Below are 14,526 nucleotides of genomic sequence, written 5' to 3'. Positions count from 1 at the left end.
ATCGAGAGATTCATAAGAAAACGTCATCCTTTCTAGTCTAGCTTTTTTAGAAAGAATAACGTTTTTTTACACTTGGGGGTAGTGAAGATTTTTAAGTTGATGGGCATGGCTCATTATCCCAAACACGTTGAATTTCAAAAGTGCCTGTTTCAAAAAATAATGGGAATCTTTCTTTAAACCAAGTTTGCATAGGTAGCTTTAGTGCTGTATCAATTGGCATCCATAATAATTCACCCTCAGGAGGGTTCAAAAGAAGTTCACCTTCAAATGAGTCTGTCCAATAGTTGAATACCATGTACCGAACATTCCCTTTCGGATTTACATATTCATCTAATCCTTTAAAAGTTAAATTGGAAACAAGTAGTCCAGTTTCTTCTTTTACTTCTCTTATAGCGGCTTGAACGATACTTTCGGGGAAATCTACTTTGCCGCCAGGAGCGATGTAGCCAGGGAAACCTCGATGGTTGGGGCGTTTTATGAGTAAAACTTCATTGTTACGTTGGATCATACACATTGTATAGATCTGGTGTTCGATGTTATGTGAATTTAGAGGCAGAATGATGTATTCTCCTTTATATTTTTTTGATAATTTTACCATAACATAATTGTTTCTTATATAATTAGAAATATAATATTATAAATTTTCAGTCATATATTATGTATTCTATAGTCATTTGAAAAGAGGAGAGAGACATGCAAGGGGAAATACAAAAGGAGAAAAGTTTAGGTTATATTAGAAAATTATTATTACCAGTTAAAGTATCAACGCACTTTAAGTTTTTATGGATTGGACAATTACTCTCGGCCCTAGGTAGTTCGATAACTATGGTCATACTTCCAGTTGTTGTGTATTCATTAACTGGTTCAACAGTTGTAATGGGGATGACGATGGCAAGGTACATGCTACCTAATATTCTTGCTTTACCGTTTGCGGGTTTAATTGTAGACCGAATTGATCGGGTTAGGTTAATGTTATTTACGGATATAATCCGCTGTATATTAATGCTATTACTTGCATCGCTTATATTTATGGATTTATTAACAATTACGATTTTATATATTCTCGTTGCCATATACGGACTTATGGAAGGGATATTCCAACCAGCATATTCTGCTGTAAGGGCGAAAGTATTCGTCCCTGAAATTCGTAATGCAGCTAACGCACTCACTCAAATGAGTAATCAAGGTATACGATTAATTGGGCCAGCACTTGGTGGGTTAATCGTATCGGTTGCATCTGCAGGGATAGGTTTCGGACTAGATGCAGCAACGTACTTATTATCATTTTTATGTTTATTATTTTTAAAAGAAATTAAGTTTAAAAAAGTAAAACCCATTGAAAAGAGTAAGCTTAATTACAAACAAGAGTTTATGGAAGGTGTTTTAGTTTTAAAAAGTCATCCGTGGCTGTGGATTACAATTTTAGTTTTTTCTTTTATAAATATTTGTTATGCCGGCATTATCGTCGTATTAATTCCATGGTTATTTAATGTTCATCATCATTTTGAAGCTTACGTGTATGGACTTGGCATGGCCTTTTCTGGTGGTGGGGCTGTAATTGCCGCATTAATATTTGGTGGGAAAGAGCTGTGGCATAAGAGAGGATTACTGGCTTATGGAGGTGTTTTAATGAGTGGCATTGCTTTATTAATTATGCCATTCATTTCTTGGGCACCCGCTTTAATATTCTTAATGGCAATTGAAGGATTTGGCATGATGATATTTGGACTCATTTGGGAAACGAGTTTACAGGAGCTTGTACCAGAAGAAGCATTCGGAAGAGTGGCAAGCCTTGATATGTTGGGTTCTTTTGCTTTATTGCCATTAGGATACGTAGTTGTAGGCTGGTTAGCTACTGTCATAGGTGGCGAGATAACTATTATAACACTAGCTAGTTTAGTAATTTTAACAATTGGAATAGCATTGTCTGTACCGAGTATTCGTCGATTTAATTGATTATATGGGAAAATAGGGCTAGACCTATATAGAAAATAACTTAGCATATAATCAACTAGTATTAATAAAACATCTTTGTAATGAAAAGCCTTCCATACACATTTGGCACAAAAAAATTAGTATGGAAGCAACAAAATTAGAAATCACAAAAGAAGTGACGGAAGCGATACAAGCAGGTTTCAAAAAAGAAGACTAAGCCCTAAAGAAATTAGGACTTAGTCTTCATTAAATACAAATGTTTGTTTCATTTTTTTACCTTCATTTACCGGATGGCCGTTATAAGAGAAATTCTTTTCTTCCCAAGTGATTACAACTTTAAAATTATGACTATTAAAGTCTAATGGGAATACCATGTAGTCAAAGCTTGTATGACTTTTAGAAATATTTTCATTAGGTGTAGTAGGTTTAAAGGTAGCCTTAGAGGTAGGATTGTTATCAAGTATTTCCACAGATACGTTTGATACATCATGACCGATGTTTTTTACGAGTAAACTATACGTATCAAATACACCTTGTTTCGGCTGGATTGCTTGCTTGTTTGAGTTATGAGATTTATCAATTTCGACATACCATTGTTTAGACTTTGACGCAATCGGTAGTGACTGAAATGTGTAAGCACTAGCTTGCATTGGTAGTGCTAAACATACAAGCGTAAAGAGAGTTAATATTTTTCGTTTCATTTTTTAAGAGCTCCCATTCTTTAATGGATTTACTTGTTATTATCTTCTTTTTACGAGTAAATATACCATATAATGTAAAGTGGTTATTGTGAGTAGTGAATTAATATATTATTCACTACTCTTATAGCTGGCATAATTACGTATGTAGTAAGAAAGAATAAATTTGTTTTTTCTATACTTAGATTGCTACCCTTTTTAAAAGGGCTATTTTTATGTTTTAATAAAAAGAATATACTAAGAGTTCCGTATAAATTATTTATTTTAATGTAGTTAAATGTGCTTGTATATGTGAAATTAGAGAGGGAAGCTGTGTAGAGATGTTTCTACACAGCTTTTTAGGATATGAAAAAATTGCCAAAAATATGTTAAAATAACATTGTCATACAACAAGGGGGATTTGTTTTATGGAAAATGGACATCTTGCTAAAGTAGACTTAACGAAAAAAATTGAATCAAAATCTAAGTACAATAAGAAACTCGAAAAATATCAAAGGCGCTTATTAGCATTACAACAAATTTTGAAAGAAGAAAAAATCGCGGTTATGCTTGTTATGGAAGGATGGGATGCGGCTGGTAAAGGTGGGGCAATTAAGCGGGTGACGGAACATCTTGACCCACGTGGGTTCCAAGTAGATCCAATTGGAGCGCCTGCACCTCATGAAAAACGTTACCATTATTTGCAACGTTTCTGGCGCAAAATTCCACAGTACGGGCAAATTACTATTTTTGATCGCTCATGGTACGGTCGTGTGTTAGTTGAGCGTGTTGAAGGTTTTGCTACAAAGGAAGAGTGGATGAGAGCATATGATGAGATTAATGATTTTGAAAAACTACTAACAGATGACCATTACATAATGGGGAAGTTCTTCTACCATATAAGTAAAGAGGAACAGTTAAAGAGATTTAAAGATAGAGAGAAAAATCCTTTGAAAAGATGGAAAATTACAGACGAAGATTGGCGTAATCGTGAAAAATGGGATGAATATGTTGAAGCGATGGAAGACATGTTTGAAAAAACAAGTAAGCCAAATGCGAAGTGGCATATTATTGAAAGTAACGATAAATTGTATGCTCGTGTGAAAACGTTAAAAATTATTATTTCATTCATTGAGGATTATTTCTTAGAACATGGTATAGAATTGCCTTCTTATTATTATGAAATGAAAGAGGATATTGAAGTTTTGCAAGATGTAGGTGTGAAAGAGTAAAAAAGAAAATGGCCCTGTGAATTGGTGAAACCAAATTATGGGGCTTTTTTATTTAGAAACATTTTACAATTAACAGAATAAGGTATATAATCAATAATCATATTAACATTGTTAATATGATTATTGATTATATAATGTGTGGGGGTTTTACTTTGAAGGGAAGAGATGTTGTTTTAGGTTTATTAATGGAAAAGGAATTGTCTGGGTACGATATTAAAATTGTGTTTGAAGACGTATTTACTCATTTTTTTGATGGAAGTTTTGGAATGATTTATCCAACGTTACGACAATTGGAGAATGAAGGGAAAATAAAAAAAGAGGTTGTCATGCAAGAGGGGAAACCGAATAAGAAAATGTACTTTATTACAGATGAAGGACGTGAAGAGTTTTATCAATACATGCAGACGCCTGTAGAGAAGGATGTTTTACGTTCGGATTTTTTAATGAGAATGTATTTTGGTAACTATAGTGATGATGTAACAATAAAAAAATGGATTAAAGATGAAATTGAAAGAAAAGAAGCGTACATTGCAGATCTTCGATTGAAATATGAAAAGTGGAGAGTAGGTATTACTTTCGTCGAAGAAATTTCACTAGATGTAGGTATTGCATCGTATAGTGCACAAGTGGAGACTTTGAAGAAAAAATTAGAAGAGTTAGAGGCGAAAGAAAACAATAAAACAGAAGAATGAAAAACGCGTTCACAATAAATAAAGGGGTATATAAAGATGGAGCAATCAAAGGGTATTAAGATTGTCTTTTTAATGTGTCTAGGTATCTTTCTTTGTATGATTGATACGACAATTATGAATATAGCTTTACCGGCAATACAATCGAGTGTAAATACTTCGTTAGAAAAGATGTCTTGGGTATTAAATGTTTATACAATGACGATTGCAGTACTTGCCATTCCGTTAGGGCGGATAGCTGATATCTTTGGAAAAGCAAAGATGTATATTCTGGGTCTGGTGATTTTTGGTGGTGGATCGGTACTTTGCGCTTTTGCTAATACAGGTGATTTTCTTATTTTTTCTCGTTTTATACAAAGTATTGGGGCAGCGATTTTATTTCCAACAAGTATGGTAATTGGTGTATCAGCTATGCCATTAGCTAAGAGGCATGTTGCGCTTGCAATTTTAGGAGTAACACAAGGATTGTCAGCTGCTATGGGACCAGTAATAGGTGGAATTATTACGCAAAATTTAGGATGGAGATGGGTGTTCTTCGTTAATGTTCCGGTTTGTATAATAGGAATCGTGTTATGTTGCATCATGCTACAAATAAAAAATGAAGAACGTATTATCTCAAAAATAGATTGGATAGGACTACTATTAAGTAGCACAGCAATTTTTTCATTTACTCTCATATTAGTAAAAGGTAATACATGGGGATGGCAAAGTAATATTGCTTTGTCTTGTTATGCACTTAGCACTATTTCTCTTATTCTATTTGTTTTAGTAGAACGAAAGATTCATAATCCAATGGTGAATTTAAAGTTATTTCAAGATCGAATGTTTGTCGGAGCGTCTATCGTTGTTATATTAAGTAATTTATTTTTAATTGGAGTTACTGTATTGCTTCCAACGTTCTTGACGAAACTACAGGGTCGAACGGAAATTGAAGCGGCTTTTTTAGTGACACCTATTTCAGCAATGATATTTTTTGTCTCACCAGTTGCAGCAACTTTAATTAAAAAACTCGGAAAAGTAACTATTATTTTGTCAGGATTTCTTGTTATGGGGCTTTCCTACTATTGGTTGCAAATGATTGATGTTCATTCAACAAATATAGAAATTATTATTCCATGTATGATATTAGGTGTTGGATATGGTTTAGTAGTGGGGCCAATTACAGTTTTAAGTGCGTCTTCGTTTGAAGGAGAATTGTTAACTGCTTCTCAAAGTGTTGTATCAATGTTACGACAAGTTGGAATTGTATTGGCAGTCGCAATATTTGTCTCTAACTTAACTCACAATTTAACTGTAAATAAAGAAAAAGTATATCGTTATGCAGAAGAAAAGGTGCGTACTATTCATGTGAATAGTACTGAGCAAACTGAAATTTTACAAATGACTAAAGAGAAAATAGAGAATCAAAGTTTAGAGTCGAATATAAATAAGAAACAAAATGCAATGACAATGGGATTAAGTAAAGAGAAAAAGGAAGAATTGATTCGCGACAAGACGGATGAAATATTAAGAAAAGTTCCAGTAGAATATAGAGATGTAAAAAGAGAAGAAGTTATGAGGAAAGTGACAAAAGAAGTTGAAAAACAAGGGGAAAGTATAAAGAAAGAGGTACTCACATTTTCAAATGATGTGAATCATTATGCCAAGAATCAGATGGCTATGAGTTTTACAGATTTATATAAAGCAAGTGTGCCAATTATTTTAATTTGTGCTTTCGTAAGTTTGTTGTTTTGGGAAGGGAAAGCTTTGAGTAAAAAGAGAAAGGGAAGGATAGTAGAAGAAGCGTAAAGGAAAACAGGCTGCTATTAGCCTGTTTTCCTTACGTTAGTATGAAAAATCTGGATTTAATTCTTTAAATTTATGACTATAATGCCTTTTATTATTAAAACCAACAAAATCAATTCCGACGCAAGATTCTAAATTTCCGTCTACAATCGTAGAATCCACGAAGCTTAAATGTTTTAATTTTTGTAGTTCTTTAATGAATTGTAGATTTCGTATGTTACCACAACTTGATAAGATGAGAGTTTCTAATTCCGTTAAATAGCGCAAATATTCGTGGTTTTTAAGCTTACTGCAATGGTCGAATTCGATGTGTTTTAAAGTTGAAGCATTGTTTTCAATTTCATCAATATGCTCTAAATTTCTTAAATAATTGAGTTCTAAATGCTTTAATTTAGGTAATGACCTACATCCTTTTAATGAATTAATGTTCCCTTGTGTAATGCTTAGTTTTTCAATTTTTTGTAAAGACATTAATTCTTCAAGGTTCTTTTGTTTCGGTTTGTATTTCCAAATGTATAGTTCTTTTAAGTTAGGACAAGATTCGAAGCCTTTAATGTTTTTATTACACTTTATGTGAAGTTCCTCTAAATTTGTAAAGCTTTCTAACTCTGTTAAGTTTAGTGGAACTTGTGGTTCTTCTAGTGATAAAGATTTTAAGTTTTTTAATTTATATAGGGCTGAATAATCAGTAATATATATACTACTAATGTGTAAGCTTTCAATTTGCGGGCAGTGTTCAAGAAAATTAATATGGTGCAAACTATACCTAAGATCATTAATGTAAACATCAGTAAAGTTGTTTGTATTAATGAAGTCTACGTATTCATCCAGTCTGTTTTCATGGATTTGTACTGTGCCATCCATAACTAAAAAGTTTTGTGGTTTCTTTTTGATAGATATTTGTAAAGGATTCATGTATTGAAATATTTCTGTCTTGTTTTCTAAAATAGTTTCAACACTTCTTTTGACAGTTGGAACATTGTCTCTTTGTTTGTAAGCTATTAAGGTTGACTTTATTTCTGACGGATCTGCTAATAAAATTTTTGGAGCCATTTCATATAGTACATCTTCATTTGCAGGTATACAGCTAACCATTGCATCAAGTGCTATTAAACTTAAAGGGTGTCCTTTTGTTAGCCAAGACTTAATTCGTCTCCAAGTTAGTTGTGATACTGCAGCTAATCGCGCCCAATCGTTATGAAATGATACTGCATGTTCCTCTATCCAATCTAATGTTTCTGAGGATTGAAAAGAATGCAGACAAATGAAGGAAGTGGTCGGAAGCTCACTTTTTAATACTGTTTTTAGCCTTTCTATTACTAAAGGAAAGGCTTCTTCAAATGGTAAACAATAAGCTGCAGCGTGAGAAAGAGGTGCAAGTAATTCTTCATCAAATGCCTTCCACAGTTTTCTTATCCAATCTGAGGCGAATTCTACTAGTATACATATAACAATCTCAAGTAATCTAGTTTTAATTACACCATTCATTGTGTTTGAAAAGCGGTTTATAACAGCATCTAGTACTTCGTTTTGATCGTACCTATTAAGAGCTTCAATTTCTGTTTCTTGAAGAAACCATCTAGTCATGGTGTAATCAAGTAATTCCTCTAAACTAGAGCGAACTTCTTCTAAAGTGGGCACGGGTGTAAGTTTGTGCTCATTCATCTCTAATTTTGGTTGCTTCGCTTTACCATCTTCTTCATAAAAACTATCATGCAAATAATATTTATAAGGTGAGTGAATCATTACAAGGTGGTACCATTCTTTAGGATGTAAAGATAACGAAATAAGACGCTCATGACATTGGTTACATAATTTATAAGGTTGATTTGCTTGATCGGATTCTTCTATTTTATATACTGGATCATGTTTGCAAGCTTCACATAATTCTACTGTTTTTTTCATTGTTTCCTCCTTGCCTATTGTGAATAGTAGTATTTTTAATATAGCATGGGATAAGTCGAGTATGATTAGAAAGTTTTTTAGAATGAAAGGAAGGAATGGAAAATGCCATTGAATATGTAACGTTATACATAGTACATTAACAAGAGGGATTAATTTTAAAAGGAGGATGGGGAATTGCTAGATAAGGCAGGGGCTTTAATAGATAATCATGTGTACACAGAAGAAGAGCAACAAAAACTATACAAACGAACGTTAATAATCGTCAGCATTTCACAAATGTTTGGCGGTGCAGGACTAGCTGCTGGTATTACAGTGGGAGCACTTCTTGCGCAGCAAATGCTTGGAACAGATGCGTTTGCAGGATTACCAACTGCTATGTTTACATTAGGATCGGCATTAGCAGCTTTCATAGTAGGGAAGCTTTCGCAACGATATGGACGCCGGATAGGCCTTGCAACAGGGTTTATAGTAGGTGGATTTGGAGCAATTGGTGTTGTAATGGCAGCTTTAACAAATAGTATTATTCTTTTACTTATTTCTTTACTTATATATGGTGCCGGTACAGCCACGAATCTACAAGCTCGTTATGCAGGTACAGATTTAGCAGATAAGAAACAGAGAGCAACGGCTGTTAGTATTACGATGGTAATGACGACTTTCGGTGCAGTTGCAGGACCAAATTTAGTAGGGGTAATGGGAAGTTTTGCTCATTCAATTGGAGTTCCTAAACTTGCAGGTCCGTTCATACTATCGGCAGCAGCATTTATACTGGCGGGTCTAGTTCTTTTTGTTATGCTTCGCCCAGATCCTTTGATTATTGCTAACATAATAGAAAGATATAAACAGGAACATACATATAAAGGACAACCAATAACAGAAGAAGCGAAAGAAAATAAACGAGGTATTACAGTTGGAGCAATCGTAATGATACTTACGCAAATAGTGATGGTTGCGATTATGACGATGACGCCAGTTCATATGGGACACCATGGGCACGGTTTAAGTGCAGTAGGACTTGTGATAGGTTTTCATGTAGGTGCAATGTATCTTCCATCTCTCGTTACAGGAATGTTAATTGATAAAATTGGCCGAACTACAATGAGCATAGCTGGTGGAGTGATTTTACTTGCAGCGGGTGTCATAGCTGCGATAGCGCCAAGTGATTCTTTATTATTATTAATCGTTGCTCTGTCTTTACTTGGGCTAGGATGGAACCTCGGATTGATAAGTGGTACAGCACAAATCGTTGATTCCACAACACCGTCTACACGTGCTAAAACACAAGGGAAAATAGATGTTTTTATTGCGCTAGCTGGAGCTTCTGGTGGAGCAATGTCAGGTATGGTAGTAGCGAATTCAAGTTATGCGGCATTGTCATTGGCTGGAGGCGTGTTAGCGTTATTACTTATTCCTGTTGTGATATGGTCTCGAAAAGGGGCAAGAAATTAAATGAAAAAGAGGTTCTAGTTACTGACTAGAACCTCTTTTTATACACTTAAATTAAATTCCACTCTACAATAAGTCCTAAATGCGTAAGTCCGCCACCAAATCCGTATAGTAAAAGTGTGTCTCCGTTATTTAACCTTCCTTCTTTTATAGCTAAATTTAAAGCGAGTGGAATGGTGACTGAAGAGGTATTCCCCATATATTCCACGCTCGTTAATGTTTTTTGTATTGGAATTTGAGATTTTTCGCAAATAGATTCAATCATTCGTAAGTTAGCGCTGTGGGGTATGAACCAGTCTATATCATCTACTTGCATATTTGCGGTATGTATTAAATCTTTTATGCCTTTTGGCACTGTGCGTGTTGCCCATTTATATACTTCTCTTCCATTTTGAACGATTTTTTCATTTGTTTGCAGTGATGTGCCATTCATAGTAGTAGATAAGTTTGTTCTATATAGATGAATGCCGCCATCACCGTTTGTTCCCATGTGAGCAGCGATAAAGCTTGGGGTGTCTTCATCTCTTTCTAATAAAATAGCTCCAGCACCATCACCGAATAAAATACAGGTCGTTCTATCGCTATAATCAGTAACTTTAGATAATGTCTCTGTCGCTACGACAAGTACTTTTTCATGTGATCCAGAAGTGATTAAGCTATTACCGACGTGTAGTCCATATGTAAAACCAGCACAAGTTGCATTTAAATCAAAAGCTAGTGTATGAGGTATGTTGAAGTATTGTTGTATTTGGCAAGCAACACTAGGGAAAACGTAATCAGCAGTAGTAGTAGCGACAATGATACAGTCGACATCTTCTAAGTTTTTCTTATATGTTGTACATAAATTTTTAATTGCTTTAATGGCTAAGTTTGAGGAGTATTCTTCGTCACTAGCGATTCTTCTTTCCTTCATTCCTGTTCTTTGTACAATCCATTCATCATTCGTATGGACCATCTTTTCTAAATCGTTATTAGACAATATTTGATCTGGAACATAAGTACCAATTGCAGTAATACGAGATTTAGAATGCATAGGAACATCTCCTAACTTTTATTTTTATAACCTGATACTAATATTAGGTTATAAAAATGTCAATAAAGATTTTTGTTGTATTAAAACGATAATACTTAACTTACTATGAAGGAATTTGGCGAGTGCTGTAAAAATAATATACGAGAAGTTTCTAAAATTGATAATGAAGGGAGTTGAGCTCCTTGAAAAGGATTTCACACATGTTTCCTGTTGTCATCATTTGTAGCTTTATTCTTATTATTTTTCCAGAGAAATCTTATGCTTGTGATTGTATTAAAGTATCAACAGAAGATGCATTTCCAAAAAATGATGTAGTGTTTGAGGGGAAAGTAATTGAGATTGGAAGGAAAGAAGAGGTTGGCACTGAAGTGTTATTTGAGGTGAAGAAAATTTGGAAAGGGACAACTTCTTCGCAAATTATTTTATATACAAATGGTGGTGATTGTATGTTTCGCTTTGTAGAAGGAGGAGAGTACTTAGTATTTTCTACTCAAAGAGGATCAGAAAAACAATTACACACAAATAGTTGTAGTGGAACGAAGAGATTGGATGAGGCAGGGGCGGACAAAGCGGCTTTAAGTCAAATTGCAAAAGTGTCTGTTCCGACGAAGAAAGTGGATTTAAAAGGTGAGATGGTGAGCGGTTTAAATTGGCGGCAAGTTGTTATTATTTCCATTGGTTTGTTATTGATGATTGTTTTTTTTATTTTTGTTGTGAGAAAAACTCGCAAAAAATGACGATTAAAGTAAAAATATAAAGATTTTCTTTCGTGTGATATAGGTTGTTAAACCTTGTGAAAGCGAATTACTTATGCTACACTTTATGTAACTTAAAATGAACGGAGGGGCTTCCTTTGATCTTAATCAGATTACGTCTCAATACTTTGTGCCAATAATTGAATAGCGCTCAAAGGCTCTGTCTGTGTACAGAGTGAACGGGATTGGTCTGCCTATTTTAAAGGAACCCTTTATTAAGCTTATATGTGAAAAAGAGGGAGGGACGAATACGCCCTCTTTTTGTTTTGCCTTTATAAATAGAATGGGATTGTATAGGTGAACGCTTATTGTGGATACGTATACAATCTTGGGACTTTTTGACTATAAAATAGGATGAAAGCATAGCTTTCTTCTATTTCTTTGGTGAACCCTTATCCGTTTACGAAAACACAGGCAGCGACCTGTGTTTTTTATTTTACGTAATCGAAATGGAGGAATAAATATATGGAAGAAGTATTACAAAGAGCAGTTTTAGTTGGAGTAAATGTAGGTAATGAAGATGATTTTGCGTATTCGATGGAAGAGTTAACAAATCTTGCGGAAGCCTGCGATGTAGAGGTAATTGGGCAAGTAACGCAAAATTTACAACGAGTAAATCCGTCGCATTATATCGGAAAAGGAAAGATTGAAGAAGTAGCAGCGTATGTACGCGAAATAGATGCGAATATGGTCATCTTTAATGATGAATTATCTCCTTCACAAATTCGAAATTTAGAAGAGGATTTAGATTGTAAGGTAATTGATCGTACCATTTTAATTTTAGATATTTTTGCGCAACGTGCGAAAACGAAAGAAGCACAGCTACAAGTAGAAGTAGCACATCTTCAGTACATGATGCCTCGTTTAATCGGTCTTCGTGAATCGTTAGGAAGACAGAGCGGCGGCGTTGGTACGAAAAATAAAGGTGTCGGTGAGAAAAAGTTAGAGTTAGATCGTCGTAAAATTGAAGAACAAATTTCAGTTTTAAATAAAGATTTAGAAGCGCTCGTTGCCCAGCGTCAAACACAGCGAAAGCAACGTAAGAAAAATGAAATACCTGTTGTAGCATTAGTAGGTTATACGAATGCAGGAAAGTCAACGACGATGAATGCAATGCTTGAAATTTATAATGGTACAGAAGAAAAGCAAGTATTTGAAAAAGATATGTTATTTGCGACGTTAGAAACATCTGTACGAAATATTGATTTGCCAGATAATAAATCATTTTTATTAACAGATACAGTTGGATTTGTAAGTAAATTACCACATCATCTTGTGAAGGCGTTCCGTTCAACGTTAGAAGAAGTAGCGGAAGCAGATTTACTTATTCACGTCGTAGATTACGCAAATCCAAATTATGAACAATTAATTGATATTACAAATGAAACGTTAAAGAAAATTGGAGTAGAAAATATTCCAACGATCTATGCTTATAACAAATCAGATATGGTGGATGTTGAAATTCCGAAAGTACAAGAAGACCGCGTGTATTTATCTGCGAAGAAACATGTTGGAATGGAAGAGCTTGTAGAAATGATTCGTTCCCATATTTATAAAGAATATACGAAATGTGAAATGTTAATTCCGTATGATCAAGGACAGGTAGTTTCGTATTTCAATAATCATGCGCACGTTTTATCAACGAGTTATGAAAATGAAGGTACGAAACTAGAAGTGGAATGTAAGACGAGCGATTACGAGAAGTATAAGCGTTTTGCAATTTAATGTAAGAGGCAACCCAGTTTGTGATTGGGTTGCCTTTTTCTATAATGTTTTACTGCTGAAAGTTACAAGGATGCAAGTCAATGATGGGAGTTAAGTTATATTTCTGGAAAAAGAAATGAAAGCAGTATAGAATAGAAATGTTTCAAAAGTCAGAATTTATTACACCTACTGTAATAAATATATTTTTTGTACAGAAAGGAGCGATTCACATATGCAGGCAGTTTCGCAAAAAAACACAGTAGAAACACCGACAATATATCGAATATTATTTGCGATTAGCTTTGGACATTTTTTAAATGATTCGATGCAAGCAGTTGTGCCGGCGTTGTTTCCTATTTTGGAAAAAACGATGAATTTATCCTATATGCAAGTAGGGTGGATTGCGTTTGCGTTAAATATGACGTCATCGATTATGCAACCGGTGTTTGGTATGTATTCAGATAAGAAGCCGTCACCATTTTTATTACCACTCGGCATGTTTTCAAGTATGCTTGGAATGATTGGACTCGCGTTTGCACCAAACTTTATTATTGTTATTATTTCTGTTTTATTTATTGGTTTAGGTTCCGCAGTCTTTCATCCAGAAGGCGCTCGTGTTGCGTATATGGCGGCAGGTGCAAAACGAGGGTTAGCGCAAGCGATTTATCAAGTTGGGGGAAACACGGGGAATTCTTTAGCTCCTATTTTTACAGCGCTAATTTTCGTTCCACTCGGTCAAATTGGTTCATTGGGTTTTACAGCATTTGCAGCAGTAGGAATTGCATTATTAATTTTCGTATCGAATTGGTACAAAAATGAATTAGCAACCGGTGCTGTAAGAAGGAAGAAGAGGGCTGCACTTGAGGCGGAAAATGCAATTGTAAGTACACACATTAAATTCGTTATTATACTTCTTGTTTTTCTTACTTTTGTACGCTCTTGGTACGGTGCTGGTATCGGGAATTTCTATCAATTTTACTTAATAGAGCATTACGGTTTATCTATAAAAAATGCCCAGTATTTCGTATTCGCATTTATGATTGCTGGTGTGTTAGGCACTTTCTTCGGAGGACCGTTAGCAGATCGATTTGGTAAGAAAAATATCATCGTATTTTCAATGTTAGGTTCAGCGCCACTTGCACTGTTATTACCACATGTCTCACTTGTGTGGGTCGTACCGTTATTTTTATGTATCGGTTTTATTAGTTCAAGTAGTTTTAGTGTAATTGTTGTATATGCACAAGAGCTTGTGCCTGGAAAAGACCTGCGGTAGTATGTCAACTGAAAAATAATATCTTTTGAAGTTATCAAAGGACAAATTGCTTAAAAAAGACATCACGAAACTAGACCAGTATTTTATGTAAA

Annotated in this window: 11 protein-coding genes and 1 pseudogene; 8 read left to right on the top strand and 4 right to left on the bottom strand. The window is 34.6% G+C overall.

Features of this window, described 5'->3' with window-relative positions; translation table 11 throughout:
* Window positions 1-91: 91 nt before the first annotated feature.
* Window positions 92-556 (bottom strand): 8-oxo-dGTP diphosphatase, encoded by a 465-nt coding sequence (locus MR168_RS28540; protein ID WP_242291679.1) that lies wholly within the window; start codon window positions 554-556, stop codon window positions 92-94.
* Between the two features lie 137 nt (window positions 557-693).
* Between MR168_RS28540 and MR168_RS28535 the strand changes: the two genes are divergently transcribed.
* A complete protein-coding gene (locus MR168_RS28535; RefSeq protein ID WP_086412152.1) occupies window positions 694-1,956 on the top strand; it encodes an MFS transporter in 1,263 nt (420 codons plus the stop codon).
* A gap of 215 nt (window positions 1,957-2,171) precedes the next feature.
* Here MR168_RS28535 and MR168_RS28530 read toward each other — a convergent pair whose 3' ends face one another.
* A complete protein-coding gene (locus MR168_RS28530; RefSeq protein ID WP_000823346.1) occupies window positions 2,172-2,636 on the bottom strand; it encodes a hypothetical protein in 465 nt (154 codons plus the stop codon).
* A 404-nt stretch (window positions 2,637-3,040) separates the two neighbouring features.
* On the opposite strand from MR168_RS28530, the gene MR168_RS28525 reads away from it, so the two are divergent.
* The 3 genes from MR168_RS28525 to MR168_RS28515 all read left to right on the top strand — a co-directional run bounded on the left by MR168_RS28525 (window position 3,041) and on the right by MR168_RS28515 (window position 6,321).
* The gene (locus tag MR168_RS28525; RefSeq protein ID WP_000427315.1) at window positions 3,041-3,844 is read left to right on the top strand and encodes a polyphosphate kinase 2 family protein; all 804 of its coding nucleotides are present in this window, start codon (window positions 3,041-3,043) and stop codon (window positions 3,842-3,844) included.
* 152 nt (window positions 3,845-3,996) lie between these two features.
* Complete coding sequence (locus MR168_RS28520) at window positions 3,997-4,536, top strand: PadR family transcriptional regulator (RefSeq protein WP_000678333.1); 540 nt, start codon at window positions 3,997-3,999, stop codon at window positions 4,534-4,536.
* A 36-nt stretch (window positions 4,537-4,572) separates the two neighbouring features.
* The gene (locus MR168_RS28515) at window positions 4,573-6,321 is read left to right on the top strand and encodes an MFS transporter (RefSeq protein WP_086412153.1); all 1,749 of its coding nucleotides are present in this window, start codon (window positions 4,573-4,575) and stop codon (window positions 6,319-6,321) included.
* A 36-nt stretch (window positions 6,322-6,357) separates the two neighbouring features.
* Here MR168_RS28515 and MR168_RS28510 read toward each other — a convergent pair whose 3' ends face one another.
* Complete coding sequence (locus MR168_RS28510) at window positions 6,358-8,223, bottom strand: leucine-rich repeat domain-containing protein (protein WP_086412154.1); 1,866 nt, start codon at window positions 8,221-8,223, stop codon at window positions 6,358-6,360.
* Between the two features lie 174 nt (window positions 8,224-8,397).
* Here MR168_RS28510 and MR168_RS28505 point away from each other — a divergent pair, with 174 nt between their 5' ends.
* Window positions 8,398-9,672 (top strand): MFS transporter, encoded by a 1,275-nt coding sequence (locus tag MR168_RS28505; RefSeq protein ID WP_000884513.1) that lies wholly within the window; start codon window positions 8,398-8,400, stop codon window positions 9,670-9,672.
* A gap of 46 nt (window positions 9,673-9,718) precedes the next feature.
* Here the strand turns inward: MR168_RS28505 and MR168_RS28500 are convergent, their stop codons facing one another.
* Window positions 9,719-10,702, bottom strand: coding sequence for a ketoacyl-ACP synthase III (locus tag MR168_RS28500; RefSeq protein ID WP_049107134.1), 984 nt, complete (start codon window positions 10,700-10,702; stop codon window positions 9,719-9,721).
* Between the two features lie 200 nt (window positions 10,703-10,902).
* On the opposite strand from MR168_RS28500, the gene MR168_RS28495 reads away from it, so the two are divergent.
* The 3 genes and pseudogenes from MR168_RS28495 to MR168_RS28485 all read left to right on the top strand — a co-directional run.
* Window positions 10,903-11,439 (top strand): cobalamin biosynthesis protein CbiN, encoded by a 537-nt coding sequence (locus MR168_RS28495; protein ID WP_080353251.1) that lies wholly within the window; start codon window positions 10,903-10,905, stop codon window positions 11,437-11,439.
* Window positions 11,440-11,922: 483 nt separating this feature from the next.
* The gene (hflX, locus tag MR168_RS28490) at window positions 11,923-13,182 is read left to right on the top strand and encodes a GTPase HflX (protein WP_000393291.1); all 1,260 of its coding nucleotides are present in this window, start codon (window positions 11,923-11,925) and stop codon (window positions 13,180-13,182) included.
* A gap of 211 nt (window positions 13,183-13,393) precedes the next feature.
* Window positions 13,394-14,422 (top strand): annotated as a pseudogene (locus tag MR168_RS28485) (MFS transporter); the annotation flags it as partial.
* Between the last annotated feature and the right edge of the window lie 104 nt (window positions 14,423-14,526).

The organism is Bacillus cereus group sp. BfR-BA-01356 (assembly GCF_022663635.1).
GTDB classification, from domain to species: Bacteria; Bacillota; Bacilli; order Bacillales; family Bacillaceae_G; genus Bacillus_A; species Bacillus_A cereus.
The sequence above is the reverse complement of the archived record's forward strand: the minus strand, read 5'-3'. Positions and strand labels throughout refer to the sequence as shown.

Excerpts from the sequence above, each read along its gene's own strand:
- MR168_RS28535 (WP_086412152.1), top strand. The coding sequence starts at position 694 with ATGCAAGGGGAAATACAAAAGGAGAAAAGTTTAGGTTATATTAGAAAA.
- MR168_RS28530 (WP_000823346.1), bottom strand. The coding sequence starts at position 2,636 with ATGAAACGAAAAATATTAACTCTCTTTACGCTTGTATGTTTAGCACTA.
- MR168_RS28525 (WP_000427315.1), top strand. The coding sequence starts at position 3,041 with ATGGAAAATGGACATCTTGCTAAAGTAGACTTAACGAAAAAAATTGAA.
- MR168_RS28515 (WP_086412153.1), top strand. The coding sequence starts at position 4,573 with ATGGAGCAATCAAAGGGTATTAAGATTGTCTTTTTAATGTGTCTAGGT.
- MR168_RS28510 (WP_086412154.1), bottom strand. The coding sequence starts at position 8,223 with ATGAAAAAAACAGTAGAATTATGTGAAGCTTGCAAACATGATCCAGTA.
- MR168_RS28500 (WP_049107134.1), bottom strand. The coding sequence starts at position 10,702 with ATGCATTCTAAATCTCGTATTACTGCAATTGGTACTTATGTTCCAGAT.
- MR168_RS28495 (WP_080353251.1), top strand. The coding sequence starts at position 10,903 with ATGTTTCCTGTTGTCATCATTTGTAGCTTTATTCTTATTATTTTTCCA.
- hflX (WP_000393291.1), top strand. The coding sequence starts at position 11,923 with ATGGAAGAAGTATTACAAAGAGCAGTTTTAGTTGGAGTAAATGTAGGT.